General features: G+C 61.6%; 22 protein-coding genes and 1 riboswitch. Of the genes, 14 read left to right on the top strand and 8 right to left on the bottom strand.

The window, feature by feature from the left end; translation table 11 throughout:
* Positions 1-336: 336 nt before the first annotated feature.
* Positions 337-444: riboswitch (guanidine-I (ykkC/yxkD leader) on the top strand.
* Positions 445-511: 67 nt separating this feature from the next.
* The 7 genes from FHW37_RS21370 to atzF all read left to right on the top strand — a co-directional run bounded on the left by FHW37_RS21370 (position 512) and on the right by atzF (position 10,130).
* On the top strand, positions 512-1,585 hold the full coding sequence (locus FHW37_RS21370; protein ID WP_145640034.1) for a putative urea ABC transporter substrate-binding protein: 1,074 nt from the start codon (positions 512-514) through the stop codon (positions 1,583-1,585).
* A 71-nt stretch (positions 1,586-1,656) separates the two neighbouring features.
* Positions 1,657-2,475: an ABC transporter permease gene (locus FHW37_RS21365; RefSeq protein ID WP_145640032.1), complete on the top strand. Its 819-nt coding sequence runs from the start codon at positions 1,657-1,659 to the stop codon at positions 2,473-2,475.
* Complete coding sequence (locus FHW37_RS21360) at positions 2,472-3,266, top strand: ATP-binding cassette domain-containing protein (protein ID WP_145640031.1); 795 nt, start codon at positions 2,472-2,474, stop codon at positions 3,264-3,266. Before FHW37_RS21365 ends, FHW37_RS21360 begins: the two co-directional genes overlap by 4 nt.
* 24 nt (positions 3,267-3,290) lie before the next feature.
* A complete protein-coding gene (locus tag FHW37_RS21355) occupies positions 3,291-4,118 on the top strand; it encodes an urea amidolyase associated protein UAAP1 (protein ID WP_246690853.1) in 828 nt (275 codons plus the stop codon).
* Positions 4,119-4,135: 17 nt separating this feature from the next.
* A complete protein-coding gene (locus tag FHW37_RS21350) occupies positions 4,136-4,786 on the top strand; it encodes an urea amidolyase associated protein UAAP2 (protein ID WP_145640028.1) in 651 nt (216 codons plus the stop codon).
* 5 nt (positions 4,787-4,791) lie between these two features.
* The gene (uca, locus tag FHW37_RS21345) at positions 4,792-8,325 is read left to right on the top strand and encodes an urea carboxylase (RefSeq protein WP_145640026.1); all 3,534 of its coding nucleotides are present in this window, start codon (positions 4,792-4,794) and stop codon (positions 8,323-8,325) included.
* Positions 8,325-10,130 (top strand): allophanate hydrolase, encoded by a 1,806-nt coding sequence (atzF, locus tag FHW37_RS21340; protein ID WP_145640025.1) that lies wholly within the window; start codon positions 8,325-8,327, stop codon positions 10,128-10,130. Before uca ends, atzF begins: the two co-directional genes overlap by 1 nt.
* A gap of 343 nt (positions 10,131-10,473) precedes the next feature.
* Here atzF and FHW37_RS21335 read toward each other — a convergent pair whose 3' ends face one another.
* From FHW37_RS21335 to FHW37_RS21305, 7 genes are read right to left on the bottom strand one after another with little or no spacing between them, the layout of a single operon-like run.
* A complete protein-coding gene (locus tag FHW37_RS21335; RefSeq protein ID WP_145640024.1) occupies positions 10,474-11,364 on the bottom strand; it encodes an MBL fold metallo-hydrolase in 891 nt (296 codons plus the stop codon).
* Between the two features lie 36 nt (positions 11,365-11,400).
* Positions 11,401-12,807: an amidohydrolase gene (locus FHW37_RS21330; protein ID WP_145640022.1), complete on the bottom strand. Its 1,407-nt coding sequence runs from the start codon at positions 12,805-12,807 to the stop codon at positions 11,401-11,403.
* Position 12,808: 1 nt separating this feature from the next.
* Positions 12,809-13,429: a cysteine hydrolase family protein gene (locus FHW37_RS21325; protein ID WP_145640020.1), complete on the bottom strand. Its 621-nt coding sequence runs from the start codon at positions 13,427-13,429 to the stop codon at positions 12,809-12,811.
* A 13-nt stretch (positions 13,430-13,442) separates the two neighbouring features.
* The gene (locus FHW37_RS21320) at positions 13,443-14,243 is read right to left on the bottom strand and encodes an ABC transporter permease (protein WP_145640019.1); all 801 of its coding nucleotides are present in this window, start codon (positions 14,241-14,243) and stop codon (positions 13,443-13,445) included.
* Positions 14,240-15,112 (bottom strand): ABC transporter permease, encoded by an 873-nt coding sequence (locus tag FHW37_RS21315; protein WP_145640017.1) that lies wholly within the window; start codon positions 15,110-15,112, stop codon positions 14,240-14,242. Before FHW37_RS21315 ends, FHW37_RS21320 begins: the two co-directional genes overlap by 4 nt.
* A gap of 2 nt (positions 15,113-15,114) precedes the next feature.
* Positions 15,115-16,167, bottom strand: coding sequence for an ABC transporter ATP-binding protein (locus tag FHW37_RS21310; RefSeq protein ID WP_145640016.1), 1,053 nt, complete (start codon positions 16,165-16,167; stop codon positions 15,115-15,117).
* Positions 16,168-16,181: 14 nt separating this feature from the next.
* Complete coding sequence (locus tag FHW37_RS21305) at positions 16,182-17,300, bottom strand: ABC transporter substrate-binding protein (RefSeq protein WP_145640014.1); 1,119 nt, start codon at positions 17,298-17,300, stop codon at positions 16,182-16,184.
* Positions 17,301-17,599: 299 nt separating this feature from the next.
* Here FHW37_RS21305 and FHW37_RS21300 point away from each other — a divergent pair, with 299 nt between their 5' ends.
* From FHW37_RS21300 to FHW37_RS21270, 7 genes are all read left to right on the top strand, one after another.
* Positions 17,600-18,238: a cysteine hydrolase family protein gene (locus tag FHW37_RS21300; RefSeq protein WP_246690852.1), complete on the top strand. Its 639-nt coding sequence runs from the start codon at positions 17,600-17,602 to the stop codon at positions 18,236-18,238.
* Entirely contained in the window at positions 18,201-19,679 is a 1,479-nt protein-coding gene (locus FHW37_RS21295) for an MATE family efflux transporter (RefSeq protein WP_145640013.1), read from the top strand. Before FHW37_RS21300 ends, FHW37_RS21295 begins: the two co-directional genes overlap by 38 nt.
* 37 nt (positions 19,680-19,716) lie before the next feature.
* Entirely contained in the window at positions 19,717-20,424 is a 708-nt protein-coding gene (locus tag FHW37_RS21290) for a GntR family transcriptional regulator (RefSeq protein WP_145640012.1), read from the top strand.
* Between the two features lie 107 nt (positions 20,425-20,531).
* Positions 20,532-20,792 (top strand): hypothetical protein, encoded by a 261-nt coding sequence (locus tag FHW37_RS21285; RefSeq protein WP_145640010.1) that lies wholly within the window; start codon positions 20,532-20,534, stop codon positions 20,790-20,792.
* Positions 20,793-20,913: 121 nt separating this feature from the next.
* Positions 20,914-21,387, top strand: coding sequence for a PepSY domain-containing protein (locus tag FHW37_RS21280; RefSeq protein WP_145640008.1), 474 nt, complete (start codon positions 20,914-20,916; stop codon positions 21,385-21,387).
* A gap of 4 nt (positions 21,388-21,391) precedes the next feature.
* The gene (locus tag FHW37_RS21275; RefSeq protein WP_145640006.1) at positions 21,392-22,057 is read left to right on the top strand and encodes a response regulator transcription factor; all 666 of its coding nucleotides are present in this window, start codon (positions 21,392-21,394) and stop codon (positions 22,055-22,057) included.
* Positions 22,054-23,400 carry an ATP-binding protein gene (locus tag FHW37_RS21270; protein WP_145640005.1) on the top strand — a complete coding sequence of 449 codons (1,347 nt, stop codon included), beginning with the start codon at positions 22,054-22,056 and terminating at the stop codon, positions 23,398-23,400. The genes FHW37_RS21275 and FHW37_RS21270 overlap by 4 nt, the downstream gene beginning before the upstream one ends.
* A gap of 11 nt (positions 23,401-23,411) precedes the next feature.
* On the opposite strand, the gene FHW37_RS21265 is transcribed toward FHW37_RS21270, so the two are convergent.
* Positions 23,412-24,038, bottom strand: a complete 627-nt coding sequence (locus tag FHW37_RS21265) for a pyridoxamine 5'-phosphate oxidase family protein (protein WP_145640003.1) — start codon at positions 24,036-24,038, stop codon at positions 23,412-23,414.
* Positions 24,039-24,120 lie beyond the last annotated feature (82 nt).

The following is a 24,120-nucleotide window of genomic DNA, read 5'->3' as shown; positions in this document are numbered from 1 at the left end:
CATCCAGCCAGCTGTATCGATAGAGGTTATGAACCAGGATCATCAATCGACCGGGTTCCTGCGATATCGGTATCTGTGCCTGCCGCATGACCACCGCCTGGAGCGGCAGTACAGATTGGTCTTCCAATGCGGATGCTACATGGGTGGTTGGATGCGGATGGCTAAAACCATTAGGTAGCGGCCCAGTGTAATCTTTCCAGCCTTTCTGTGCGCGCCTATCTTTTGACCTCGGGCCTGAATTTTCATCACTTCTTGCGTGATCTGCGCTCCCTGCCAGCTGAACCTGCTGCAAATCGGGGCTTTCTCAATCTGGCATGCTGCTTGCATCGTTTCTGCCGAGTTGGCGGCTAGGGTTCCGGCGTCGTTTTGACGTGCTGGTCCGAGAGCTGCCACTGGCGGGGAGACATCCCGTCAGGTGCACGGCGGGATAAAAGCCCGGGAGACCTCGTTAGCCAAGGGATTGGCGGCGTTGGTCTATGCCGATCCCTTTTTTTAAACAAAGGGGAAGCCAATGCAGCATTTCAAAAAATTGATGTCTATCACCGCTTTGTCTGCCGCGATCGCGCTTGGCGCCGTGTCCGGTGCGCATGCTGAAGCGAAAAAGGAATTCAAGGTCGCCTGGTCGATCTATGTCGGCTGGATGCCCTGGGGTTATGCCAAGGATCACGGCATCGTCAAGAAATGGGCCGACAAATACGGCATCACCATCGATGTCACCCAGTTCAACGACTATGTGGAATCGATGAACCAGTACACGGCCGGCGCCTTCGATGCCGTGACGCTGACCAATATGGACGGGCTTTCCATTCCCGCAGCCGGCGGCGTCGATACGACCGCTGTGATCGTCGGTGACTTTTCGAATGGCAACGACGCCGTCATCCTGAAGAACAAGGACAAGCTTGCCGATATCAAGGGTCAGAACGTCAATCTCGTCGAGTTCTCCGTCTCGCATTACCTGCTTGCCCGTGCGCTGGAAACGATGGGTTCGAGCGAACGCGACGTAAAGGTGGTCAACACCTCAGATGCCGACATGGTCGCCGCCTACAAGACGGCTGACGTGACTGCCGTCGTCACCTGGAACCCGCTGGTCTCGACCATTCTCGAAGATCCGACCGCGAAGAAAGTGTTCGACAGTGCGCAGATCCCCGGCGAGATCATCGATCTCATGGTCGCCAATTCGGCGGTGCTGAAGGACAATCCGAACTTCGGCAAGGCTCTGGCCGGCATCTGGTACGACACGATGAAGGTGATGACCGCGACCGGCGCTGAGGGCGAGGCCGCCCGTAAGGAAATGGGCGAGGCCTCCGGCACCGATCTTGCCGGTTTCGAAGCGCAGATGAAGGCGACGAAACTGTTCGACAAGCCGGCCGATGCCGTCACGTTTACCGCCTCTGCCGATCTGCCGAAAACGATGGATCTGGTCCGCAACTTCCTCTTCTCCAAGGCGCTGCTCGGCAATGGCGCGACCTCGGCCGATTTCATCGGCATCGAGATGCCCGACGGCAAGGTTCTGGGCGACAAGGGCAACATCAAGCTGCGTTTCACCACCAGCTACATGGATGCCGCCGCCAAGGGTTCGCTCTGAGTTGAAACCGGCGCGGGGTCGATCTGTCATCGATCGGTGCCGCGCCTGAAAACCCGAAGCGGAGCCCTTCCATGCGTTGGATCAACCTGCAGCCCAGCAAAGGCGCGAAACTCGCGCTTGCGCTCGCGCCTTTCGTCCTGCTGCTGATCGCCTATGCGGTCGGCTCGGCGGCGCGGCTGGCTCAGAATGCGCGCGACAAGCTGCTGCCCGGCATCGGCGACTTTGCTGATGCGATCAACCGCCTCGTGCTGACTGCGGATGCCCGCACCGGCGATTACATCCTTTGGAGCGACACGGTCGCAAGCCTGACCCGGCTCGTTTCGGGCCTCGGCATCGGCGTCGTCATTGCACTTCTCATCGGCATGCTGATCGGCATGCTGCCCTATATGCGGGCGCTGCTTTCGCCCTTTATCGCAGCCCTTTCCATGGTGCCGCCGCTGGCGCTGCTGCCGATCCTGTTCATCATCGCCGGTCTTGGCGAAACCTCGAAAATCGCCCTGATCGCCATCGGCGTCACGCCGATCATGATCCGCGATCTGGCGCTCAGAGCCTCGGAAATTCCGCGCGAACAACTGGTCAAGGCGCAGACGCTCGGGGGCGGTTCGTGGCAGATCGCCATCCGTGTCGTGCTGCCGCAGATCCTGCCGCGGCTGATCACCTGTCTGCGGCTGCAGCTCGGGCCTGCCTGGCTGTTCCTGATCGCTGCCGAGGCGATTTCGTCGGATGCCGGGCTCGGTTACCGCATCTTTCTGGTGCGCCGTTATCTGTCGATGGACATCATCTTTCCCTATGTCGCCTGGATCACGCTGCTTGCCGCCGGAATGGACTGGTCGCTCGATGCCTTGCGGCGAAAAATCTTTCCATGGACCGTTCTGGAGAACCCGTCATGAGTGCTTTGACGGTCGAGAAGGTCTGGAAGGAATATGGCGACCAGATCGTGCTGGAGGACGTGTCGATCACGGTCGAGCCGCGTGCCTTCGTGGCTCTGGTCGGCGCTTCCGGTTCAGGCAAGACGACATTCTTGCGGCTTCTGCTCGGACAGGAGACGCCGACGCGCGGAAAGATCCTGCTCGATGGCGTGCCGCTGCCACCCGAACCGGGACCGGATCGTGGTGTCGTTTACCAGCGGTATTCGGTGTTTCCGCACCTGACAGTGCTCGGCAATGTCTTGCTCGGCATGGAAATGTCGGGCTCGCGGCATGCGGCGCGGCTGTTCGGGAAAAGGCGGGCAGCAGCTGTTGCGGAAGCCCGTGAAATGCTGGCTCAGGTCGGGCTGGATCACGTCGAGCAGAAATATCCGGCACAGCTTTCCGGCGGCATGCAGCAGCGGTTGGCATTGGCGCAGGCGCTGGTCATGAAGCCGCGCGTGCTTCTGCTCGACGAACCCTTTGGGGCTCTCGATCCAGGCATTCGCGCCGAAATCCATGCGCTGATGAGACGGCTCTGGCACGAACATCCGATGACTGTCGTGATGGTGACGCATGACATGGCGGAGGCTTTTACGCTTGCCACGCGCGTCGTTGCCTTCGAGCGCCGCCGCGACCGGCCGGAGGAAAAGCTGCGTTACGGCGCCTCGATCACCCGCGACATTCCCATCTGGCCGCCGCGCCGCGCCGGCCTTCCCTCGCTGATCAGACCGGGCCGCGACGGGCCGGCCTTGGCGATCCCCCAAAGCGAATAACGAGACATGGTAGGAGGCACGACCGTGCACATCAGACGTTCACCCGAAGAAATCGCCGCCAACCGGGCGCGTTATGAAGAACACCAGAAGAAGGGCCTGGAATTTGCGCCGACGGCTCTGCCGGGCAAGAGCGAAAAGCCAGCGCCTGCGATTGCCGCCGATCAGGTCCTGCATCGGGAAGTGATTCCGGGCGGCTGGTACTGGGCGACCAAGGTTCGAAAGAACGAGGTCCTGCGTGTTTCGCTCGACGAAGGTTTTTCGACGGTGACGGTCGTTGCCTGGAATGCCGCCGAGCCGACGGAAAGGCTGAACCTGCCGGATACAGTGAAGGTCCAGTGGACGACCGGGCTCGGCAAAGGCCGCGTCATCCTCTCCGACATGGGCAAGGTGATGTTTTCCGTGACCGAAGACAGTTCCGGCGCGCATGACTGCCTGATGGGCGGTTCGACCGCGTCTTCCAATGCCAAAAAATATGCTGGCGCCAATGGCCCTGACATCCGCAACACCCGCGACAACCTTGTGAAGATGACGACCAAGCTCGGCCTCGACAAGCGCGATATCCCGGCAGCGCTGGCGCTGTTCGCGCCGGTGCGGGTCGATGCCGACGGCAAGTTCCTGTGGAAGCCGGAGCTGATTTCCGAGGGCGATTATATCGAGCTGCGCGCCGAGATGGACATGATCGTCGGCTTTTCCAATTGCCCGCATCCGCTCGATCCGAACCCAGTCTATGCGCCCAATCCGGTCACCGTCACCCGCATCAAGGCGGTCGAACCCGCGGCGGATGACCTTTGCCGCACTGCCACCGCCGAAGCCGTCCGCGGTTTTGAAAACAACGTGCTCGCCGACGCCTGAGTGAGGGACGAAAGACCATGACCGCATTTCAACAGACTTCGCCCTCACGCCGGCTCGACAATGCCGCGCAGGACCATTTCATCGCCGCCGAAGCGCCGTTTTCGACCGTCGTGCGCAAGGGCCAGACCGTGCGCATCGAGGACAGTTTTGGCCAGCAGGCAATCGACACGCTGTTCTATAACGCTGCCGACTTTTCCGAGCGGTATTCCAACCAGGATACGATGCGCGAACAGGGTGCGGCCTATATTTCGACCGGCACCAACATCATCTCCAATGAAGGCCGGGTGATGCTGAAGATGACGGCCGACAGCTGCGGCCGGCACGATACGTCGGCCGGCGCCTGCTCCTGCGAAAGCAATACCGTCCGTTTCGGCCACGAGACACGTTACCTGCATGCCTGCCGCGACAATTTCGTGCTCGAAGTCGCCAAGCACGGCATGGGCAAACGGGATGTCGTGCCGAACATCAACTTCTTCATGAACGTGCCGATCGAACCGACCGGCGAGATGACCATCGTCGACGGCATTTCGGCGCCGGGCGACTATGTCGAGCTGAAGGCGGAGATGGATGTGCTGCTCGTCATCTCCAATTGCCCGCAGATCAACAATCCCTGCAACGGGTTCGATCCGACACCGGTTCGGGTTCTCGTCTGGGACGCCGAGGAATAGGCTTGATGTTCACCAAAGTCCTCATTGCCAATCGCGGCGAGATCGCGGTTCGGATCATCCGGACGCTGAAGACGCTCGGGATTTCTTCCGTTGCCGTTTATTCGGATGCCGACCGGTTTTCCAAGGCCGTGCTGATGGCCGACGAAGCCGTGCGGCTGGGTCCGGCACCGGCCACGCAGAGTTATCTGAATGTCGATGCCGTCATCGCCGCCTGCAAGGCGACGGGTGCGCAGGCAGTGCATCCCGGCTACGGGTTTCTGTCTGAAAACATTGAGTTCGCCAAGCGGCTGGAGGTGGAGGGGATCCGCTTCATCGGCCCGAGCGCCGATAATATCGCCGCCTTCGGGCTAAAGCATGTTGCGCGAGAACTTGCCGTCAAAAGCGGCCTTGCGCTGCTGCCGGGAAGCGGGCTGCTCGATACGGTCGAGGAGACGCTGACGGCAGCTGAGGCGATCGGTTACCCGGTCATGCTGAAATCCACCGCGGGCGGCGGCGGTATCGGCATGCAGCTCTGTCAGGATGCTGAAGCCTTGGCGGCCGCTTTCGCCACCGTCAAACGCATGGCCTCGGCCAGCTTTGGTGACGACCGCGTTTATCTGGAACGCTTCGTTTCAAAGGCCCGGCATGTGGAAGTGCAGATCTTTGGTGATGGCAAGGGCGAGGTGATTGCGCTTGGCGAGCGGGATTGCTCGCTGCAGCGGCGGAACCAGAAGGTGATCGAGGAAACGCCGGCGCCGAGTCTCTCCGACGACCTGCGGTCGCGGCTGCATGCGGCGGCCGTCTCGCTCGGGCGCTCGGTCAATTATGCCTCGGCCGGCACGGTGGAGTTCATCTACGATCCGGCTCGGCAGGAATTCTACTTCCTTGAGGTGAATACCCGCCTTCAGGTCGAGCATCCGGTGACGGAAGCCGTTTTCGGCATCGATCTCGTCGAATGGATGATCGCCCAAGCGGCGGGCGAGGATGTGCTTTCGCGTGCGAAAGGTCTGAAGCCGCGCGGGGCGGCGATCGAGGCGCGGCTTTATGCGGAAATGCCGCATGCGAATTTCCGGCCGAGCGCCGGGCTGCTGACCGAGGTTTCGTTTCCGGAAAATATCCGGGTCGATGGCTGGATCGAGACAGGCACCGAGGTGACGGCGTTTTACGATCCGATGCTCGCCAAGCTGATTGTTTCTGCCGACGACCGGGCGTCGGCGATCGAGGCGCTGAACAAGGCGCTCGATGCGTCGTCTGTGGCCGGTATCGAGACCAATCTGGATTATCTGAGGGCGATTGCTGGCTCGGACCTCTTTGCCAGCGGCGATGTCGCGACGACGGCGCTTCGGGATTTCGTGTTTCAGCCGGACGTGATCGAGGTGGTCTCACCGGGGGCGCAATCCAGCATTCAGGAATTGCCGGGGCGGCTTGGCCTCTGGCATGTCGGCGTGCCGCCGAGCGGGCCGATGGACGAGCGTTCCTTCCGGCATGCCAACCGGCTGGTCGGCAATGCCGACGAGACGGCGGCGCTGGAGCTGACGGTGGCCGGGCCGGTGCTGAAATTCTTCTCAGACGTCACCATCGCGCTTGCCGGTGCCGGGATGCCGATGCTGCTCGATGGCGCAAAGGTGGCGCATGGTGCGGCGATTGAAGTGAAAGCCGGACAGATGCTTTCGGTCGGCGCGATCAGCGGGGCGGGACAACGTGCCTATCTCGCCGTTGCCGGCGGCTTTGCGGCGCCGGTCGTGCTCGGATCGCGGGCTACCTTTGGGCTCGGGCATTTTGGCGGTCATGCGACCGGCGTGCTGAAGGCGGGTGATAGCCTCAGGCTCGCACGGGCCGAACAGGCTGGCGAAAAACCGGCCAGCGAACCGGCTGAGCTGATGTCCGACTGGAGCGTCGGCGTCGTTTACGGCCCGCATGGAGCGCCCGATTTCTTCGTCGACGAGGATATCGCGACACTCTTTTCGACCGAATACGAAGTGCATTTCAACAGCGCCCGTACCGGTGTGCGGCTGATCGGGCCTGCGCCGAAATGGGCGCGTGAGGATGGCGGCGAGGCGGGGCTGCATCCGTCCAACCTGCATGACAATGCCTATGCGATCGGTGCGATCGATTTTACCGGCGACATGCCGATCATTCTCGGTCCCGATGGGCCGAGCCTTGGCGGCTTCGTCTGCCCGGCGGTGATTGCCCGTGACGAACAGTGGAAGATGGGCCAGTTCAAGCCCGGCGACCGTATTCGCTTCCATCCGGTACAGCCGATTGGCGAGCCGGTGGCTGTGCCTTACGTGGCGGGCATAGGCGAGAAAGCCGGCTCGGCGATTGTCGGCACGCTGGAGGACCGGGATGTCCCGGTGGTCTATCGCCGGCAGGGGGATGACAATCTGCTGGTCGAATACGGGTCGATGCGGCTCGATATCGGGCTGAGGCTGCGTGTGCATCTGCTGATGCAGGCGATCAAGGCGGCAAAACTTCCGGGGTTGATCGATCTGACGCCCGGCGTGCGGTCGCTGCAGATCCATTATGATGGTTCGTCGCTTGGTCGCAGCAAGCTTCTCGGCCTGCTTGGCGAGCTTGAAGAGAGCCTACCGCCTGTCCATCAGGTCAAGGTGCCGAGCCGCACCGTCTATCTGCCGCTGTCGTGGAACGATCCGCAGGCGGAACTGGCGATGCAGAAATATCAGGAACTGGTGCGCCCCAATGCGCCCTGGTGCCCGTCGAATATCGAGTTCATCCGCCGCATCAACGGCCTTGCCGATGAAGAGGCGGTGAAGCAGACGATCTTTGATGCGCGCTATCTCGTTATGGGGCTGGGCGACGTCTATCTCGGCGCGCCCGTCGCGACGCCGCTCGATCCGCGCCATCGTCTGGTCACGACAAAGTACAATCCGGCCCGCACCTGGACGCCGGAAAATGCGGTCGGAATCGGCGGCGCCTATATGTGCATCTATGGCATGGAAGGGCCGGGCGGCTACCAGCTGTTCGGGCGCACCATCCAGGTCTGGAATACCTGGCGGCAGACATCCGCCTTCGCCAGGGGAAAACCGTGGCTGCTCGATTTCTTCGACCAGATCCGTTTCTTCCCCGTCAGCCATGACGAATTGATGGACGCGCGGGAAGCCTTCCCGCATGACGCCTATCAGGTGCGGATCGAGGAAGGTACGTTCTCCTATGCGGATTACGCAAAAGAGCTTTCGGCCCATTCCGAAACGATCGGCGCCTTCAAGGCGAGCCAGCAGGCGGCTTTCGAGGCGGAACGTCGTCGCTGGAAGGAGCTGGGGCTCGACAGCTTTTCCGTCACCGACGACGCCGTCGCGCCCGAAGGCGACATTCCGGTCGGCTGTTTCGGGGTCGAAAGCGCCATTCCCGGCAATGTCTGGAAAGTGCTTGTCGAACCCGGCCAGACGGTTTCTGCCGGCGATACGCTGGCCATCATCGAATCCATGAAGATGGAAATACCCCTGACCACCCATGCCTCGGGCACCGTGCGCGCGCTGCGCGTCGCTCCGGGCCGCAATGTCAAGGCCGGCGATGTGCTGGCGATCCTAGAGGAAAACTGATGCTCCCTGCCATTCTCGATCTCGCTTCGGTCGCCCAAGCCTATGCAAAGGGCCTGTCGCCGCTCGACCTCGTGGAAGAGGTCATCGCACGCCGCAATGCCTCCACCGATCCCGCCATTTTTATCACGGCCGTGCCGGATGAAGAGTTGCGCGCTGCCGCCAAGGATCTGATGGACCGCGCGCCGGAAGCCAACAGCCTGCCGCTCTGGGGCGTTCCCTTCGCGGTGAAGGACAATATCGATGTCGCCGCCGTGCCGACGACGGCCGGCTGCCCGGCCTATGCCTATACGCCTGACAAGGATGCGACCCTCATCGCGCGACTGAAGGCAGCCGGTGCCATCGTCATCGGCAAGACCAATCTCGACCAGTTCGCGACGGGGCTGAACGGCACGCGCTCGCCTTATGGCGCGCCGCGTTGTGTGTTCGACAGTGCCTATGTCTCGGGCGGTTCAAGCTCGGGTTCCGCCATTGCGACGGCTTCGGGCCTCGTCTCCTTTGCGCTTGGCACCGACACGGCCGGTTCCGGCCGTGTGCCGGCGGCTTTCAACAACCTCGTCGGCATCAAGCCGACGCCGGGTCTGGTGCCGAATGTCGGCGTCGTGCCTGCCTGCCGCAGCGTCGATGTGGTGACGGTGTTTGCCGCGACCGTGGGCGATGGTGTGGCCGTGCGTCGGGTGATGGATGGTTACGATGCTGCCGATCCGTTTTCGCGGGCGGCCGTTCCGGCATACCTGCCGCAGTCTGGTCTGCGTATCGGTGTGCTTGCCGAAAGCGAGCGTGAGTTCTTCGGCAACAAGGCCTATGAGGCGCTTTATGATGCCGCGATCGAGCGTGCTAAAACGCTTGGGGCGACGATCGTACCCTTCGATTACGCACCTTTCCGTCAGGCGGCCGAGCTTCTTTACAACGGTCCCTGGGTTGCCGAGCGGCTGGCCGCGGTGAAAGATTTCATCGCCACCAATGCCGATGATTTCGATCCAACCGTCAGGACGATCATCGAAGGTGCGAAGGCCTATGATGCGGTTGATGCTTTTGAGGGGCGTTACCGGCTGGAAGCGCTGCGTCAGAAGACGCTCGTCGAATGGGCCAAGGTCGATGTGCTGATGCTGCCGACCTCGCCGACCATCTATACGGTCGAGGACATGCTGGCCGATCCGATCGTCAAGAACGGTCATTTCGGCCGTTATACCAACTTCGCCAATCTGTTCGGTTATGCGGCAATCGCCATTCCGGCGGGTTTCGACGAGGCGACGGGGCTTTCCGGCGGTGTTACCCTGTTCGGGCCGGAATTTTCCGACGATGCGCTGTCACCCTTTGCCGATGCCATGCACCGCGCACTCGGTGCCGGTATGGGCAAGGATCGCGCAGTAGTGATCCCGGAAGCGAGCAAGGTCGCGGTGCGCGATGACGGGCTGGTCAGCATCGTCGTGGTCGGCGCACACCTGAGCGGCATGCCGCTGAACCATGAGCTTTCGGCGCATGGCGGCGTGCTGCAGAAGGTTTGCCGCACGGCCGGCGATTACCGGCTGTTTGCCCTGCCCAATACGACACCACCGAAGCCGGGCCTGATCCGTGAGCCGGGATTTGTCGGGGCGGGGCTCGAGGTGGAGGTCTGGAAGGTGACGCCGGCCGTGTTCGGCCGTTTCGTTCAGAACATTCCCGCTCCGCTCGGTATCGGCAAGATCACGCTGGATGACGGTTCGCAGGTTTCCGGCTTCCTTTGCGAAAGCCATGCAGTCGTCGGCGCGCAGGATATTACGGCGCTGGGCGGCTGGCGCAGTTTTATCGCCTCGCTGAAGAAGTGAGGGTTTGATTGTCCGGGCGCGGGCATCAAGGGTAGGGCTGTCTCATGAGGACCTTAAGCGGGCGTCGCACTCCCAATAATCTCCCCCCTTGTGGGGGAGATGTCAGCGAAAGCTGACAGAGAGGGGTGAGCAACAGTTCAGCAGATTCAAAGGTTAGGCCGGTGCCCCCCTCTGCCCTGCCGGGCATCTCCCCCACAAGGGGGGAGATCGGCTGTTGGCACGGTCTCGGACTCGATGCGAAGCCTCACTATCAAGGTCTTCAGATAGTCCCGGAAAAGAAAAATCGCCCCGAAATGGCTTTTCGGGGCGACTGGATGGTGATCGATTTTGAAATCGGTTCAGGTCACGCCTTGCTTCGAAAGGCTTTCAACAGCGCGATATTGGAGGCGTGCACCTCCTCGTAGGCGGGGATGTAGATCAGCGCGCCGCTCTCCACATCCTCGCTCACCGCTTCCGGCAGCGGCATGGTCCAGATTTCCGGCTCGGCCACGTCCTCGTTCATCGCCTCGACATAGCGGATCGTCGCGTCGATGAAGGAGGGCTCGTAGCCGCCCGCGGCAATCCGGTCCGGGTCGCCATGGCAGGGCAGGATTTTTGCGATCGGGAAGGTTGCGAGCCGGTTCAGTTCCAGAATGTGTTTTTGCAGGGCGGCGGCATCCGTCATGTAGGTGACGGTGTCTTCCAGCGTGTCGCCGGCAAACAAGATGCGTTCGTGCGGTAGCCACAGGACCGTCGCGTCGGGGCTGTGAATGTCGAACTCGTGCAGTTCGACGGTGCGGTTGCCGACCGTGATCGTCCGATAGCCGTCGAACAGGCTGTTCGGCATGATCACCGGATCGATTTTCGGCAATCGGGTCGCGATCCGCGGCTTTTCCGCTTCGAGAAGTTTTTCGGTCTTGCTGTTGGCGATGATCTCGCAATCGGCAAACACCTCGTTACCGGCGATATGGTCGTTGTGGAAATGGCTGAGGATGACAGTGATCTTCGTCACGCCCAGACCTTCCAGATGGGCGCGGATGGCGCGGGCGTGGTCAAGGCTGATATGGGTGTCATAGACCAGCGCCTCGCCGCCATCGACGATCGCGAAAGAGGCGATGCCGAGGCTGAAAGCGCCGTCGTCCAGCCAGTTCGGGCCTTCGGAATACAGGCGCTTGCCGGCGATACGGCCGTCATAATAGGCGAAAATGCCCGGATAGGGTTCGAATATCCGGAAATCGTCCAGCATGCTCATCATCGTTGTTCCTCCCTTTATATTTTGGTGACCGGGCGCTCAGCGCGCCCAGGTCGCATCCCAGAAGGATTGCGGGTCCGTCGCCAGCACGTCCGAAATCGTCGGTGCCGGGTCGGGGATTTTTTTGCCGCCGGTGCGGGTCGTCAGTTCCGCCTTGGCGGCAGCGACCGTTTCCGGTGAGGAGAGGAGCGCGATCGCACCCATGGCCAGCGCTTCCGATGCCATCAGCGGGCCGGGGCTGCTGGAGGAATGACCCGACAGCGCCGTCCATGCCCAGTGGTGGATCGGCACATTGTCCGGATAGGCCCAGTTCACCCGGCCGAGCGGAATATGCCAGCTGATATCGCCATCGTCCTGGCCGTAATAATCGATGCCGGTGTCGAAATATTCGAGTTCGCGATGCAGCTTGAACGGTTTGCCGGGGTCGCAAGCGGCGGAAAGTTCTTCCATCCAGGCGATGTCTTCGTCGGTCCAGCGGGGCGGACCGATTTCGCGCAGGCAGGTGTCGAGCACGCGGCCGACCGTGTCATTGCCGAGATAACCGCGGCAATTGGCGATCTGTTCGGCCACCAGTTCGACGCCCTGTTCGGCGGCGATGCGGCTATAGGTGTCCAGCATCAGTTTGTAGCCGACCTCCACCATGTCGAAATCATGGTGCCGGACGGAGGACCAGAGGCGCACTTCTTCGGGCGTCACGCCGGGGGTGATGCCGGCGAAACGGTAGACGTGTTTGAGCTGCAGGCCGGGTACGTCCTGACGCAGGCGGTCGAATTCCGCGTAGGCGGCTTCGGCGGCGAGGAGGGCGTTGCGGGTGGCGGTCTTGCCGCCATGGGCGCTTTCGCCGATGAACTTGAACTCGCCGCTTGCCATCGCATGGCAGGGCCTTGCCAGCGAGCCGTTCTGGTAGTCGCCATGCGAGGTCAGCACGAGGTCGAGGCCGTCGAAGACACCGTTGGCCTGCAGCGCCAGCTTGCCCCAGCCGATCTCTTCGGCCGGGCAACCGACGATGGCGATCTCGCCGGCAAGGCCAAGCTCGATCATCGCCTTGGCGGCCGCAATGCCGGCGCCGGTATTGGCCGGGCCGATATGGTTGTGGCCGCAGCCATGGCCGGGCTTGCGGCGGTTGCCCTGGCGATAGGGAACCGCGTCGTTATAAAGGCTCGGCAGGGCATCATACTCGATCAGGATGCCCACCTTTGGGCCGGCACCATCACCATTGGTGATGCGGGCGAGGAAGGAGGTCGGCACGCCGCCGACACCGCGCTCGACGGTAAAACCGTGGCGCTCGATGAAATCGCAGAGGATCTTTTGCGATTTGTATTCCAGTGCCGGCAGTTCCGGCACTTTCCACATTTCGGCAAACAGGCCTTCGATTTCGGCGGCAAGCGTGGACCAGATGCGGCGGGTTTCCGCCTTCAGGCGATCCTGTGTCACATGTTCTGCCATATCAGGCGGCCTTGCCCTGTTTGAAGGCGAGGAACGCCTCGTTTATTTCGGCGGCCGTGCGGCGGGCGCCGTGCTGCAGATATTCCATGTTGTTCAAGGCTGCGTCATGCGCCTCGATCGAGGAGCCGGCGACGCAGTCCTCGACGACGCGGCAATGGTAATCCGACTGGTGGCCGTCGGCAAAAGTGTAATGCACGCAGATATTGGTGAGGCCGCCGACGAGGATCAGGGTCTCGGCCTTCAGGCCGCGCAGGAGAATGGAGAGGTCGGTGCCGATGAAGCCGGAATAGCGGCGCTTGACGATCGTATAATCGTCGTCGCGCAGGCCGACTTCCTCGGCGGCGATCGCCGTGCCCGGCCAGTCTTCGCGCAGGTGCATGTCCTCGTCACCATCCATCTCGCGGCCGTAATCGACACCGCTCTTGCGGTGGCTTTCCTGCAGGAAGATGATCGGCACGCCGCCTTCGCGGGCAGCATCGATCACGGTCCGGGCCTTGCGCATGCGCTCGACCATGCCCGGCATCAGCGGGATCGTGCCGTCATCGTCAAAACCGACCTTCTGGATGTCGACGACGATCAGGACCGGCTGGCCGACGATCATGGGGTTCTGCTTCTTTGGCATGGAATGCTCCTGTTTAAAAACGCGCACCGAGAAGTTTCGGAAGATTGCCCAGGCGGGCAACGGTGATGAAGCCGAAAAGGCCGATCAGCATGAAGAACACGGCGCCGACGCACATGGTGGGCGAAAAGCCGGTTCGCATGCTGGAAAAGATTTTGACCGGCATGGTTTCGGCGGTGAAGCCGGCCACCATGAAGGCGATGACATATTCGTTGAGGCTGAAGATCGCGACGAAGATGAAGCTCGACACGACGAAGGGCAGGACCATCGGGATCGCGACGGTTCGAAGAATGTCGTTGTCGCGGGCGCCCATCGTGCGGGCTGCTTCGACCAGTGATTTGTCGATGCCGGAAAAGCCGAGCGAGATCATCACCAGCGGCACGGCGATGAAGGTGACGGCATGGCTTATGACGATATTCTCGATCTGGCCGACATGCTTGACCGTGCCCCAGAACAGCAGGAACAGGACGGCGATGACGACCGGCGGCAGGATGAAGGGGACGCCCGCCATGCCCGCCAGGATTTTGGCAAAGCGCGAATTGGTCTTCCACTGGATATAGGCGATCGGGAAGGCGACGCTGATCGTCAGCAACGACGAGGCGATGGCGATGCCGACCGAGCGCAGGAAGGCCGAGGTCCAGGCCGGATCGTTCATGAAGGTAAAATACCAGCGCAGGCTGATATTCTGGGGCGGGAAGGTCATCTGCGCCGTGCTGTTGAAGCTGACGCCGGCGACGATGATCAGGGGTGCCGCCAGGAAAAAGGCAAGGCAGACGAGGAAGATCTGGCGCAGGGTTTTCTGGATGAACCGGCTCATGACGTATATCCCTTGCCGCCGACCTTGTTGATGATCAGGATCATCGCGCCGGTGACGACCATCAGCAGAACGGCGATGGCGGCGGCCTGCGGCAGGTTCTGGGCGGAATTGGCGACCTCGCTGATGATGACGCCGATCGTCCAGTTGGCGGGGCCGCCGAGCACGAGCGGCGCGACATAGGCCCCGATCGTCATCACCACGGTCGTGAGGTAAGCGGTTGCGATCGGCTTGCGCATCAGCGGCAGGAGCACGTTGAAAAAGGCCCGCATCGGGGTGGCGCCCATGGTGGAGGCGGCTTCCATGTAGGAAGAATCCATGCGCGACAGGCCGGGATAGATCGTCATCACGTTGAAGGGGATGACGACATAGATCAGGCAGCTGACGACGCCGGAAAAGCTCGGGGTCAGCGAGACCGGCTTGTCGAGAAGGCCGAGGAAGACGGCGACATTCGAAATGCCGACCCGTTTCGAGAGGATGATCTGCCAGGAGAAGGTGATCAGCACTTCCGACAGCGCCAGCGTCGTCAGAAGGCCGATCAGCCAGAGAACCTGCGCCTTACGGCTCATCCGGGTGATGAAATAGGTCGCCGGAAAAGCGACGATCATGCTGAGCGTCGCGACCGTCAGCGCCAGCCAGAGCGAGAAGGTGAGGCCGTTCAGCACCATAGGCTGAAAGAGGCTTGCCAATGCGTCGAGCGACCAGCCGCTGCCCTGGTAATAGGCCGGATCGAGGCGGGCGACGCTGACGCGCAGAAGAAGCACGAAAGGCACGCCGAAAAAGGCGACGATCATGAAAAAGGGCCAGGCGAGTCCGGAGGCGATGGAAAGCCGCTGCCGGTTGATGCCGTCTTGTTCTGAGGCGAGCGACATGGTCAGTCCTCCAACACGGTCACCGAACCCGGTGCGAAGGAGATGGCGAATTCTTTTGCGCCTTCGAGTTCGGCCCAGGCGGAAGGGGCAAGCGAGGCGACGACCTGCCGGCCGTTCCTGTCGAGAAAGACTTCGACGCTGGAACCGAGGTCGCGCACGAAAGTGACGGTCGCGGTGGGTGCTGTGCCGCCTGCTTCAGGGCGCGAGAGAAGCGTGCTTTCCGGGCGGGCGCAGATCGTGACCGTGTCGCCGGGATTGAAGCGGGAGGGGGCAGGGCTGGTGACGACGGTGTTTTCGCCGATCCGCACATGCTCGCGGTCGACCAAAGTGCCTTCGGCGAGATTGCTCTGGCCGATAAAGTCGGCGACGAAGCGGTTGACCGGCTTGCGGTAGATCTCGACCGGGCTGCCGACCTGCTGCACCTTGCCATGCGCCATGATGACGATCTGGTCGGCAATGGTCATCGCCTCGCGCTGGTCGTGGGTGACGAAAATGGTGGTGATCTTCAGCTTCTGCTGCAACTGGCGCAGTTCGACCTGCATATGGTCGCGCAGTTTGGCGTCGAGTGCGGAGAGCGGTTCGTCCATCAGGAAGAGAAGCGGCTCCTGCGCCAAAGCGCGGGCGATCGCGACGCGCTGCCGCTGGCCGCCGGAAAGCTGGTCGACCCGGCGCGACTGCATGCCGGGCAGATCGACAAGCTTCAAGAGCTCGTCGATCCGTTCCTGCTTATGGTGCTTCGCCATCGTGCGATAGCGAAGGCTGTAGCCGATATTGCCGGCCACATCGAGATGTGGAAACAGAGCAAGGGCCTGGAACACCATTCCGAAGTTGCGCTCGTTGGTCGGGACGCGGGTTATGTCGCGACCGTCGAGGCGCACCTTGCCACTGGTCGGTTGCTCCAGACCGGCGATAATGCGCATCAGGGTCGTCTTGCCGCAGCCGGACGGGCCGAGGAAGCAGACGAACTTGCCCTGTTCGATCGCAAGCGAGACGTCGGAGACGACCGTGTTTGCGCCGAAGGACTTCGTGAGGTTTGAAATTTCCAGGCCTTGCATGTTTTCGTCCCGACTTACTGACCGAGCATCTTCAGCATCTGCGCAGAAATGTAGTCGGCGTGTTTCACCTTGGCGGCGGAGGCGACGACGATCGGCTTGCCGGTGCCGGAGACGGCGTTGAACTCGTCTTCGGTCAGGTTGAGCTTCGACTTGTCGATCAGCGGTGCTGCGCCGACATTGCGGGCGATCAGCTCATGGCATTCCGGCGTGGCGCTCCAGTCGAGGAAGGCGATCGCGGCTTCGCTGACTTCGCCGACCTTCGGCACGCACCAGGCGTTGTAGCCGAGAACCGCACCTTCCTTCGGGAAGATCGAAGCGACGTCGGTGCCTTCCTTCTTCATGATCATCGAGACGTCGTGGAAATACATGCCGCCGACGACTTCGTCATTCTGGTAGGCGCTCTGCATCGAGCCTTCATCGGTCCACCACAGCTTCGTGTTAGGCTTCAGCTCGCCGATCTTGGCGATGACCTTGTCGATACCGGCTTCGGTATCGAGCACGGACGGGCCGCCGAAATAGACGGAGGCGACGATGTCGAGCAACACGCTGGTGCCGCCGCCCTGCAAGCCCCAGGCCGAAGCACGCGGCTTCCACAGTTCGGTCCAGCTGTCCGGCAGCTTTTCGAATTCGGATGGGTTGGCAATCAGGGTAATGTACCAGGCCATGGCGCCGACGCCATCGACCTTGCCGCCGTCTTCATAAACGAAACCGTTCATCAGGTTGCCGACATTCTTCAGCTTGGATTTGTCGATGGTTGCCCAGAGGCCACGCTGGCGGCCACGGATGACGTCGGCCTGACCGGCGCAGCAGACGTCCATCGGGGCGGATCCTGCCTGGATCGCCTGGCCGAGCTGGACGAGGAACTGGGCGCTACCCGACTGCGGGATCGACTGGACGGCAATGCCGGTCTTCTTGGTGAAGGCCGGGTAGACGTCCTTTGCAAAAGCCTGCTCGAAGAAGCCGCCGAAGTTCGAAACGCGGAGGGTGGTGGCTGCGTAGGAGGGGCGCACGAAGGGTGCGGAAACAAATGTCGCTGCCGCGGCAAGGCCGCCGGCGGCCTTCAGGACCGTTCGGCGCGAAATCGCTGTGTTCATGTCCTGGCTGGAAGGTGAAGAAGGCTTTCTGGATGCCATGCTGTGTTCTCCTAACTGTCCCCTTGATTGGATGGTCTAGGTCTATGCAACGGGCGTGCCAGTCAGAAAAAATGCAATAAAATCATATTTATAATCTCATTTTGCTAGCTTTCGTGCGCTCTAAAAATCCCATTAATTTTGAGGGAAAATAGGCATATGCACAAATAATAAGCTCATTGTATGCAATATTGCATACTGAATTTCGGCGTGTATAATCGCGCCGGAAAGCGCCCCTCCTGACTGAATTTTCGGGCCAGGAAAGGGTGCCAGTCTCTATCAAACGCAAGCGAGTGAAGCTGATGTCTGGAAATCCGATCGTCCCGAAGCCCATGATCGTCGGGCGCCCCGCCCTGATCGTCGTCGATATTCAGAAGTCGGGCTTCATGCCGCGGCCGACGACGTCGCGTCTGGAATTCATGGGCGATCACATCGAGCGCAACTGGCGTGCGAAGTCGGTTGTCGATGCCGCCCGCAAGGCCGGCATCCCGGTCATCTTCGTGCAGGAAGCGCATCGCGACAGCCTGATCGATTTCGGCCGCGAGCTGGATGGTTCGGAAAGCATCCATTGCCTCGAGAGCTCGCCGGGCACACCTTTCCCGATCGAGGAAATGGAAATGACGCCGGATGACCTGCGCATCACCAAGCGCCGTTATTCGGTTTTCTACGGTACCGAGATGGAAATCCTGCTCAAGGCCGTGAAGGCCGAGACGCTGTTCTTCGTCGGCGGCTTCACCGATGTCTGCATCCATTACAGCTTCGCCGATGCGCATCAGGGCGATTATTACTGCCGCGTCATCGAGGATTGCGTTTCCGGCTCCGGCCAGGCTGCGCATGACGCTTCGCTGGTGGCGATGGAATATCTGCAGGCCGGTGCCCGCCGCAATGCGCAGGAGGTGATCGATGCCTTCGCTGCGCAGGCTGCCGCTGCTGCTGCCTGATCACCGAGGCATGACCCAAGAAACACGAAGCGAGCTGCGGTCTCTTGCGGGCATCGCGGCTCCGCTTGCAGTTGCGCAGGCGAGCCAGCTGGTGATGAGCCTTGCGGCGAGCGTCCTGCTCGGGCGCCTCAGCGGCTCCGCGCTTGCGGCAAGCGGCCTCTGCGCGGTCTTCATTCAGGTGCTTGTCGTCGTTTCGCAGGGCGTGATCGCGGGTGCGCATCCGCTGATGGCGGCCGCGAAGGGCAAGAGCGAGGCGGAGGGGCAGGGTGGCGATGGGGCGGCCTATGCCTTTGGCGGTGCCGTTCTGGCAAGCCTCGTCCTGTCGCTCATCTCGGTTGCCATTCTTCTCAACCTTCCGGCCGTTCTTCGGCCCTTCGGCGTCAGCGCGGATATCCTGCGCGATGTGGACGAATTCATCGCCATGGCAGCCTTTGCCGTGCCGGCAATCCTCTGGATCTTGCCGATCCGTCTCTATTTCTCCGTTTCCGGAAAATCCTGGCTGACAATGGCGTCGGTCGCGATCGGTGCGCTGTTTTATGTGCCGGCGCTTTCCATTCTGACATTCGGGGGCTTCGGTTTTGCCGGACATGGGCTGATCGGCGCTGGTATTGCCTATGCCATGGCCTGGTGGCTGATTGCGGCCGGATTGACCGTCTATTCGCTTGCCACGGGACATCTGCCTGTCTCGACCTTCCGCAATGCCCTGCGGAACGCGCCGCAGGCGCTGAAAGACGTGTGGAAGATCGGCTGGCCGATTGCGCTCATCTATGCGGCGGAACTTGGCATGACCCTGATTCTGACGCTGATCACCAGCGGTCTCGGAACCATCGCGATCATCGCCAACCAGATCGCCTATACGCTTAACAATATTGCCTTCAACCCTATCGTCGCCATCGGCCAGGCAACGACCGTGCGTGTCGCTTATCATCTCGGTGCCGGCCGGCCCGTGGCGGCGAGGCTTGCCGGCAATCTCTCGCTGATGACGGCTGCCGGCCTGATGGCGTTTTTCGGTGTCCTCTTCTTCCTGGCTTCGGAACAGATCATCCACCTGCTCCTTGGCGCCGATACGGCCGATCTTTCCGTCATCCAGCCATTGTCGCAAAAACTGATCCTGATCCTTGCGGGCTTTCTGGTGTTCGACGGCATTCAATCGGCCGCGAACGGCGCTTTGCGCGGCCTGAAGGATACGCGGGTGCCGATGATCGTCGGTCTCTGCGGTTATTGGCTGGTCGGCGTGCCGACCGCGATTGTCCTTGCCCTCTGGCTCGATCTTGGCGTCGTCGGGGTCTGGTTCGGCATTCTAGCCGGCATTGTGAGCGTCGCCTGCTGCCTTCTCCTGCGCTGGAGATATATGGCGGGAATTGCAGTTTCACCGACAGATGGCGCAGCCGTTACACGCGATGGTCGAGGCGTGTTGCGCAAGATGACAAGTCCGACGTAAGAATACTCGAAGGAAGATGGCCCCTTTGGATGCAATAATGAAGAAAAGCCCCACGGCTGTCGATGATACCTCTCCCGCCAAGGAAGCCGGATCGCGGCGCAAGCTGACGCGTGCGGAAGAGGTGCGTGCGAAGCTCGCCGACGATATCGTCGACGGCAAGCTGTCGCCCGGAATGCCGCTCGATGAAACCGAGATTGCCGCAAGTTACGGCGTTTCGCGCACGCCCTTGCGGGAAGCGATTCGCGATCTCGCCGCCATGGGGCTGGTCGAAACCCGGCCGCATCGCAGTGCCATCGTGACACGTCCGTCGCCCGAGCATTTGCGGCAGATGTTCCAGGTCATGGCGGAGCTGGAAGCGCTCTGTGCAAGTCTTGCTGCCGCGCATATGAGCCTTTCGGAACGGCGCAAGCTGGAGACTATCCACGAGGGGCTGGCGCAGATCCTCAAGGAAAATGATCCGAGCCATTATCACGTACTCAACGAGAAGTTTCATGCGGCGATCTATGCCGGCAGCCAGAATGCCTATCTGGTCGAAATCACCCTCGCGACAAGGCGACGGCTTTCGCCTTTCCGTCGCGCGCAGTTCCTGACCGCCGGACGACTGGCGAAATCCTATAAGGAACACGATCTCATCCTCGTCGCCATCCTGCAGGGTAATCGCGAGCTTGCGGCGGAAACCATGCGCCGCCACATCCTGACGGTCGAGGATTCCTATGAGGAATATGCCGGTCTCAAGGTGACCTGAGCGAGGTGCGTTTCTGCCTGACAGAATGCTGACAGCCGGGCTCAGCCTTCTGTCAGCGGGCGCGTGGCAATCTCTCTCCTGTCGAACCGAACAGGAGGATTGTCGACATGAAGACCAAGCTTCTTGCTGCATTCACCGCAGCCATCGCTCTCACCGCTTCCATCCCGGTCATTCAGGCGGTTGCGCCGATCGCCGGCACGTCCGCGGCGTTTGCCAGGAACGGCGCCGATGATGGCCCCAACCATGACGTCAACGACGACAAGGGTGGTCGCCGCGGTGGGCGTCACGCCAATGATGACAAGGGTGGCCGCCACGGTGCCCATCATGCCGGTGATGACAAGGGCGGTCGCCGCGCCGGCCATCGCTGAATTTTCACCCACAGCCGAGATCGAACTCCGCCGGTTTTCCGGCGGGGTTCGTGCCGTTTGCGGCCCCGGTTTCTTCATGTCAAAGTGACCTTGCCGCCGCGCCTGTCTTTCCGGAGTGATCATGGGTTCGCCCCGTCACAAAGCCCTGTTTCTATTGCTGATGGCTGCGCTCGCGTTTGCCGTGACGATGCCGCTTTCTCAGGCCTTTGCGAAGGATGGTGACGGAGGCGGCGGTGGCAGCGGCGGAGGATCGAATTCCGGCCATGGCGGCGGTGACGATGGTGATGGAGGCGACGACCACGGCGGGCATGGCCATGACGACGGCAAGGCGGGCGGGGCGAATGCCATGGGGGGCTCGGGGTCGTCCGGCATGGATTACGACCGCGCCCGCGATGCGGTCCGCGACGGCCAGATCATGTCGCTGCGCGCGATGCTGAAATCGATCGATATCAGCCGTTACGGCCGGGTGATCGACGTACGGCTCAGCCGGTCGGCGGCGCGCGATCTCTATCAGTTGAAACTGCGGGACAATAAGGGCGTGATCCGAACCCTCTTCGTGGATGCGAGGAACGGCACGCTTCTGGGGAGCGAGTGAAGCCATGAAGATATTGCTGGCCGAGGACGATGCCAATATCGCCACCCATGTCGTGGAGAACCTGACGGCCGAAGGTTATCTGGTCGAGGTTCTGAACGAAGGGCCGGCCGTCTGGGAACAGGGCGAGATCGGCGATTATGCGGCGATCGTGCTCGATCTCGGCCTGCCGGGCATGGACGGGCTGTCGATCTTGAAGCGCTGGCGGGCGGCCGGGTTGGAGACGCCGGTTCTGGTGCTGACGGCGCGGGGTTCATGGATGGAGCGGGTCGACGGTTTTGATGCCGGCGCCGACGATTACCTGCCAAAACCGTTCCGTAGCGAGGAGTTGATCGCGCGGCTGCGGGCGCTTTTGAGGCGTTCCGGCAAGGTTCAGGCGCGTGTGCGCTCTGCCGATCGGTTCACGCTCGACGAACAGGCGCGCCGCGTCACCTTCGACGGGCAGGAGCTCGATCTCAGTCCGCAGGAATTCCGGATGATCTCGCTTTTCATCGAAAGTCCCGGCGTGGTGCTGACCCCTGCCGAGATCGCCAGCAAGGTGCAGGGGCGCGATGACGATGCGGCCAAGAATGCCGTCGAGGCGATGATCGCGCGGTTGCGGAAGAAGACCGACAGTGCGGCGATCGAGACGCGCCGCGGCTTCGGTTACGTCCTGTCGGAGCGACGGCCATGACGGCGGCATCGCTGCGCTTCCGGCTGGCCGCCGGCGCGCTGGTCTCGATCCTGATCGCGCTTCTGCTCGTCTGGTTCGTGCTGAACGAGATGTTCGAGGATTATCTGGCCGATCAGTATGCCAACGAGATGACTGCCGTCGCCGATGCGCTCGGCGCGCGGCTGACCGTCGATCCCGGTACTCTGACGCTGGCGAGCGAACCCACCGATCCGCGTTTTCAGATGCCGCTCGGTGGCCGTTACTGGCAGGTTTCTCCGGATGGTGCCCAGTCGCCGCTGCGCTCCCGCTCGCTCTGGGACCAGGAATTGTCCCGTCAGAAATTCTTGCCGGATCTCTATTGCGGCTTCTATCAGGCCGAAGGTCCTGACGGGAACCCGATCCTCGTCTCGGTCAAGGAAATGTCCATCGCCGGTAGTGGCGGCGACCAGAAACATTTCACCATCTATACGGCTTTTTCCAAAGGCGAGATGGAGGAGGCGCTGGCCGGCTATTCGCGGCCGCTGATGATGATGCTGTTTGTGACCGGTGCGCTTCTGGTGCTGGCCGCATTCCTTCAGGGTCTGGTGGGGTTGCGGCCGCTCGCGGCTCTGCGCTCCGAGGTGGCCGGCGTGCGTGCCGGTCGCACGGCCAGCATCACGTCGGAAGGGCCAAGCGAGGTGAAGCCGCTGATCAAGGAAATCAACCTTCTTCTCTCCGAGCGCGAAAGCGCCGTCGAGCGGGCGCGGGCGCGGGCGAGCGATCTGGCGCATGGGCTGAAAACGCCGCTGACTGTGCTGGCGCATCTGGTGGAGGGTCTGCCGCAGGACCGGCGCAGCGTCGCCCTGCAGCAGATCGAACTTGTGCGACAGAGGGCTGACCGGCAATTGCAGGCGGCCCGCATGGGCGTCGAGCAGATGGCGACGACGTCCTTGCTCGGGATTTCGGGAAAGCTGGTGAGCGTCCTGTCGCCGGTGACCAAGAGCAAGGGCATAGACTGGGCGCTCGATATCGATCCCGATCTCACCGTGCAGGCGGATCCCGCGGATGTCGCCGAGGCGATGGGCAATATCCTCGACAATGCGGTGAAATTCGCCAGTGGCAAGATAGAGCTCAAGGCGCTTGCAGAGGGGGAGATGATCATCTTGCGTATCGGCGACGATGGGCCTGGTGCCGAGCCCGACCGCTATGCCATGATGCTGAAGCGCGGCATCAGCGGCGCAGGCGAAGAGGCAGGGACGGGGCTCGGTCTGGCGATATCGGGTGACATCGCCTCGGCCTATGGCGGGCAGCTGAGCCTTGCAAAATCGCATCTCGGCGGGCTGGAAGCCGTTCTCAGCCTGCCGATCAGCGCAAGAGCATCCTAGGCTGCACTCCCTCAGTCTGCGGGTTTTGCGAGTTTCGCGCGCAGTTCCGCATTTTCCGCCTCAAGGTGGGCCAGGCGTTCCTGCATCGGGCGAATGGCCGCAACGACTTCCTGCTCGGTGAAGCGCGGCGTGATGTGCTGCGGGCAATTCCAGTCGAAAGCGTCCAGGCGCAGGCGAAAGATGCGTTCGATCTTGGCCTTGTAGGTGGGATCGGCAACGAGCTCGGCCAGAGCGGGGTCGTCCTCGACAGACAGTTTCTCGACATGCGCGAAAATCTTCAGCCGGGTGCGCCGCGGATAATCCATCAGGAACAGGCTGATACGGTCATTGGCGGCGATATTGCCGGTGCTGATATACTGCCTGTTGCCGCGGTAATCGGCAAAGGCCAGCGTCCGCTCGTCGATCACCTTCAGAAAGCCGCGCGGGCCGCCGCGGTGCTGGATATAGGGCCAGCCGGTTTCGGAGACGGTCGCCATGTAAAAGCTGTCTCGCTCGGCGATGAAGGCCTTTTCGTTTTCGGTGAAACGGTCGAACTCGCGATGGCCCTTGAAATCGGCCCAGATGGAGTCCGCGCCCATCTCGGCCTGCGCGGCCTTGACGCTGGGGGTTATGGCGATATCGAGAAATCCGTAAGACATGGCACTCTCCCGCGTTTCTGTTTAGTGATGGGAATATGCAGCTTGTCGGGTTTCGGGATAATATTGTATTTCTGAAAATCAT

Origin of the sequence: Neorhizobium alkalisoli (genome assembly GCF_007829835.1) — a bacterium.
GTDB lineage: Bacteria > Pseudomonadota > Alphaproteobacteria > Rhizobiales > Rhizobiaceae > Neorhizobium.
The sequence above is the reverse complement of the archived record's forward strand: the minus strand, read 5'-3'. Positions and strand labels throughout refer to the sequence as shown.

Bases quoted from the DNA above. Each gene is read 5' to 3' on its own strand.
- FHW37_RS21370 (WP_145640034.1), top strand. From the start codon at position 512: ATGCAGCATTTCAAAAAATTGATGTCTATCACCGCTTTGTCTGCCGCG.
- FHW37_RS21365 (WP_145640032.1), top strand. From the start codon at position 1,657: ATGCGTTGGATCAACCTGCAGCCCAGCAAAGGCGCGAAACTCGCGCTT.
- FHW37_RS21360 (WP_145640031.1), top strand. From the start codon at position 2,472: ATGAGTGCTTTGACGGTCGAGAAGGTCTGGAAGGAATATGGCGACCAG.
- FHW37_RS21350 (WP_145640028.1), top strand. From the start codon at position 4,136: ATGACCGCATTTCAACAGACTTCGCCCTCACGCCGGCTCGACAATGCC.
- uca (WP_145640026.1), top strand. From the start codon at position 4,792: ATGTTCACCAAAGTCCTCATTGCCAATCGCGGCGAGATCGCGGTTCGG.
- atzF (WP_145640025.1), top strand. From the start codon at position 8,325: ATGCTCCCTGCCATTCTCGATCTCGCTTCGGTCGCCCAAGCCTATGCA.
- FHW37_RS21335 (WP_145640024.1), bottom strand. From the start codon at position 11,364: ATGATGAGCATGCTGGACGATTTCCGGATATTCGAACCCTATCCGGGC.
- FHW37_RS21330 (WP_145640022.1), bottom strand. From the start codon at position 12,807: ATGGCAGAACATGTGACACAGGATCGCCTGAAGGCGGAAACCCGCCGC.
- FHW37_RS21325 (WP_145640020.1), bottom strand. From the start codon at position 13,429: ATGCCAAAGAAGCAGAACCCCATGATCGTCGGCCAGCCGGTCCTGATC.
- FHW37_RS21320 (WP_145640019.1), bottom strand. From the start codon at position 14,243: ATGAGCCGGTTCATCCAGAAAACCCTGCGCCAGATCTTCCTCGTCTGC.
- FHW37_RS21315 (WP_145640017.1), bottom strand. From the start codon at position 15,112: ATGTCGCTCGCCTCAGAACAAGACGGCATCAACCGGCAGCGGCTTTCC.
- FHW37_RS21310 (WP_145640016.1), bottom strand. From the start codon at position 16,167: ATGCAAGGCCTGGAAATTTCAAACCTCACGAAGTCCTTCGGCGCAAAC.
- FHW37_RS21305 (WP_145640014.1), bottom strand. From the start codon at position 17,300: ATGGCATCCAGAAAGCCTTCTTCACCTTCCAGCCAGGACATGAACACA.
- FHW37_RS21300 (WP_246690852.1), top strand. From the start codon at position 17,600: ATGTCTGGAAATCCGATCGTCCCGAAGCCCATGATCGTCGGGCGCCCC.
- FHW37_RS21295 (WP_145640013.1), top strand. From the start codon at position 18,201: ATGCCTTCGCTGCGCAGGCTGCCGCTGCTGCTGCCTGATCACCGAGGC.
- FHW37_RS21290 (WP_145640012.1), top strand. From the start codon at position 19,717: ATGAAGAAAAGCCCCACGGCTGTCGATGATACCTCTCCCGCCAAGGAA.
- FHW37_RS21285 (WP_145640010.1), top strand. From the start codon at position 20,532: ATGAAGACCAAGCTTCTTGCTGCATTCACCGCAGCCATCGCTCTCACC.
- FHW37_RS21280 (WP_145640008.1), top strand. From the start codon at position 20,914: ATGGGTTCGCCCCGTCACAAAGCCCTGTTTCTATTGCTGATGGCTGCG.
- FHW37_RS21275 (WP_145640006.1), top strand. From the start codon at position 21,392: ATGAAGATATTGCTGGCCGAGGACGATGCCAATATCGCCACCCATGTC.
- FHW37_RS21270 (WP_145640005.1), top strand. From the start codon at position 22,054: ATGACGGCGGCATCGCTGCGCTTCCGGCTGGCCGCCGGCGCGCTGGTC.
- FHW37_RS21265 (WP_145640003.1), bottom strand. From the start codon at position 24,038: ATGTCTTACGGATTTCTCGATATCGCCATAACCCCCAGCGTCAAGGCC.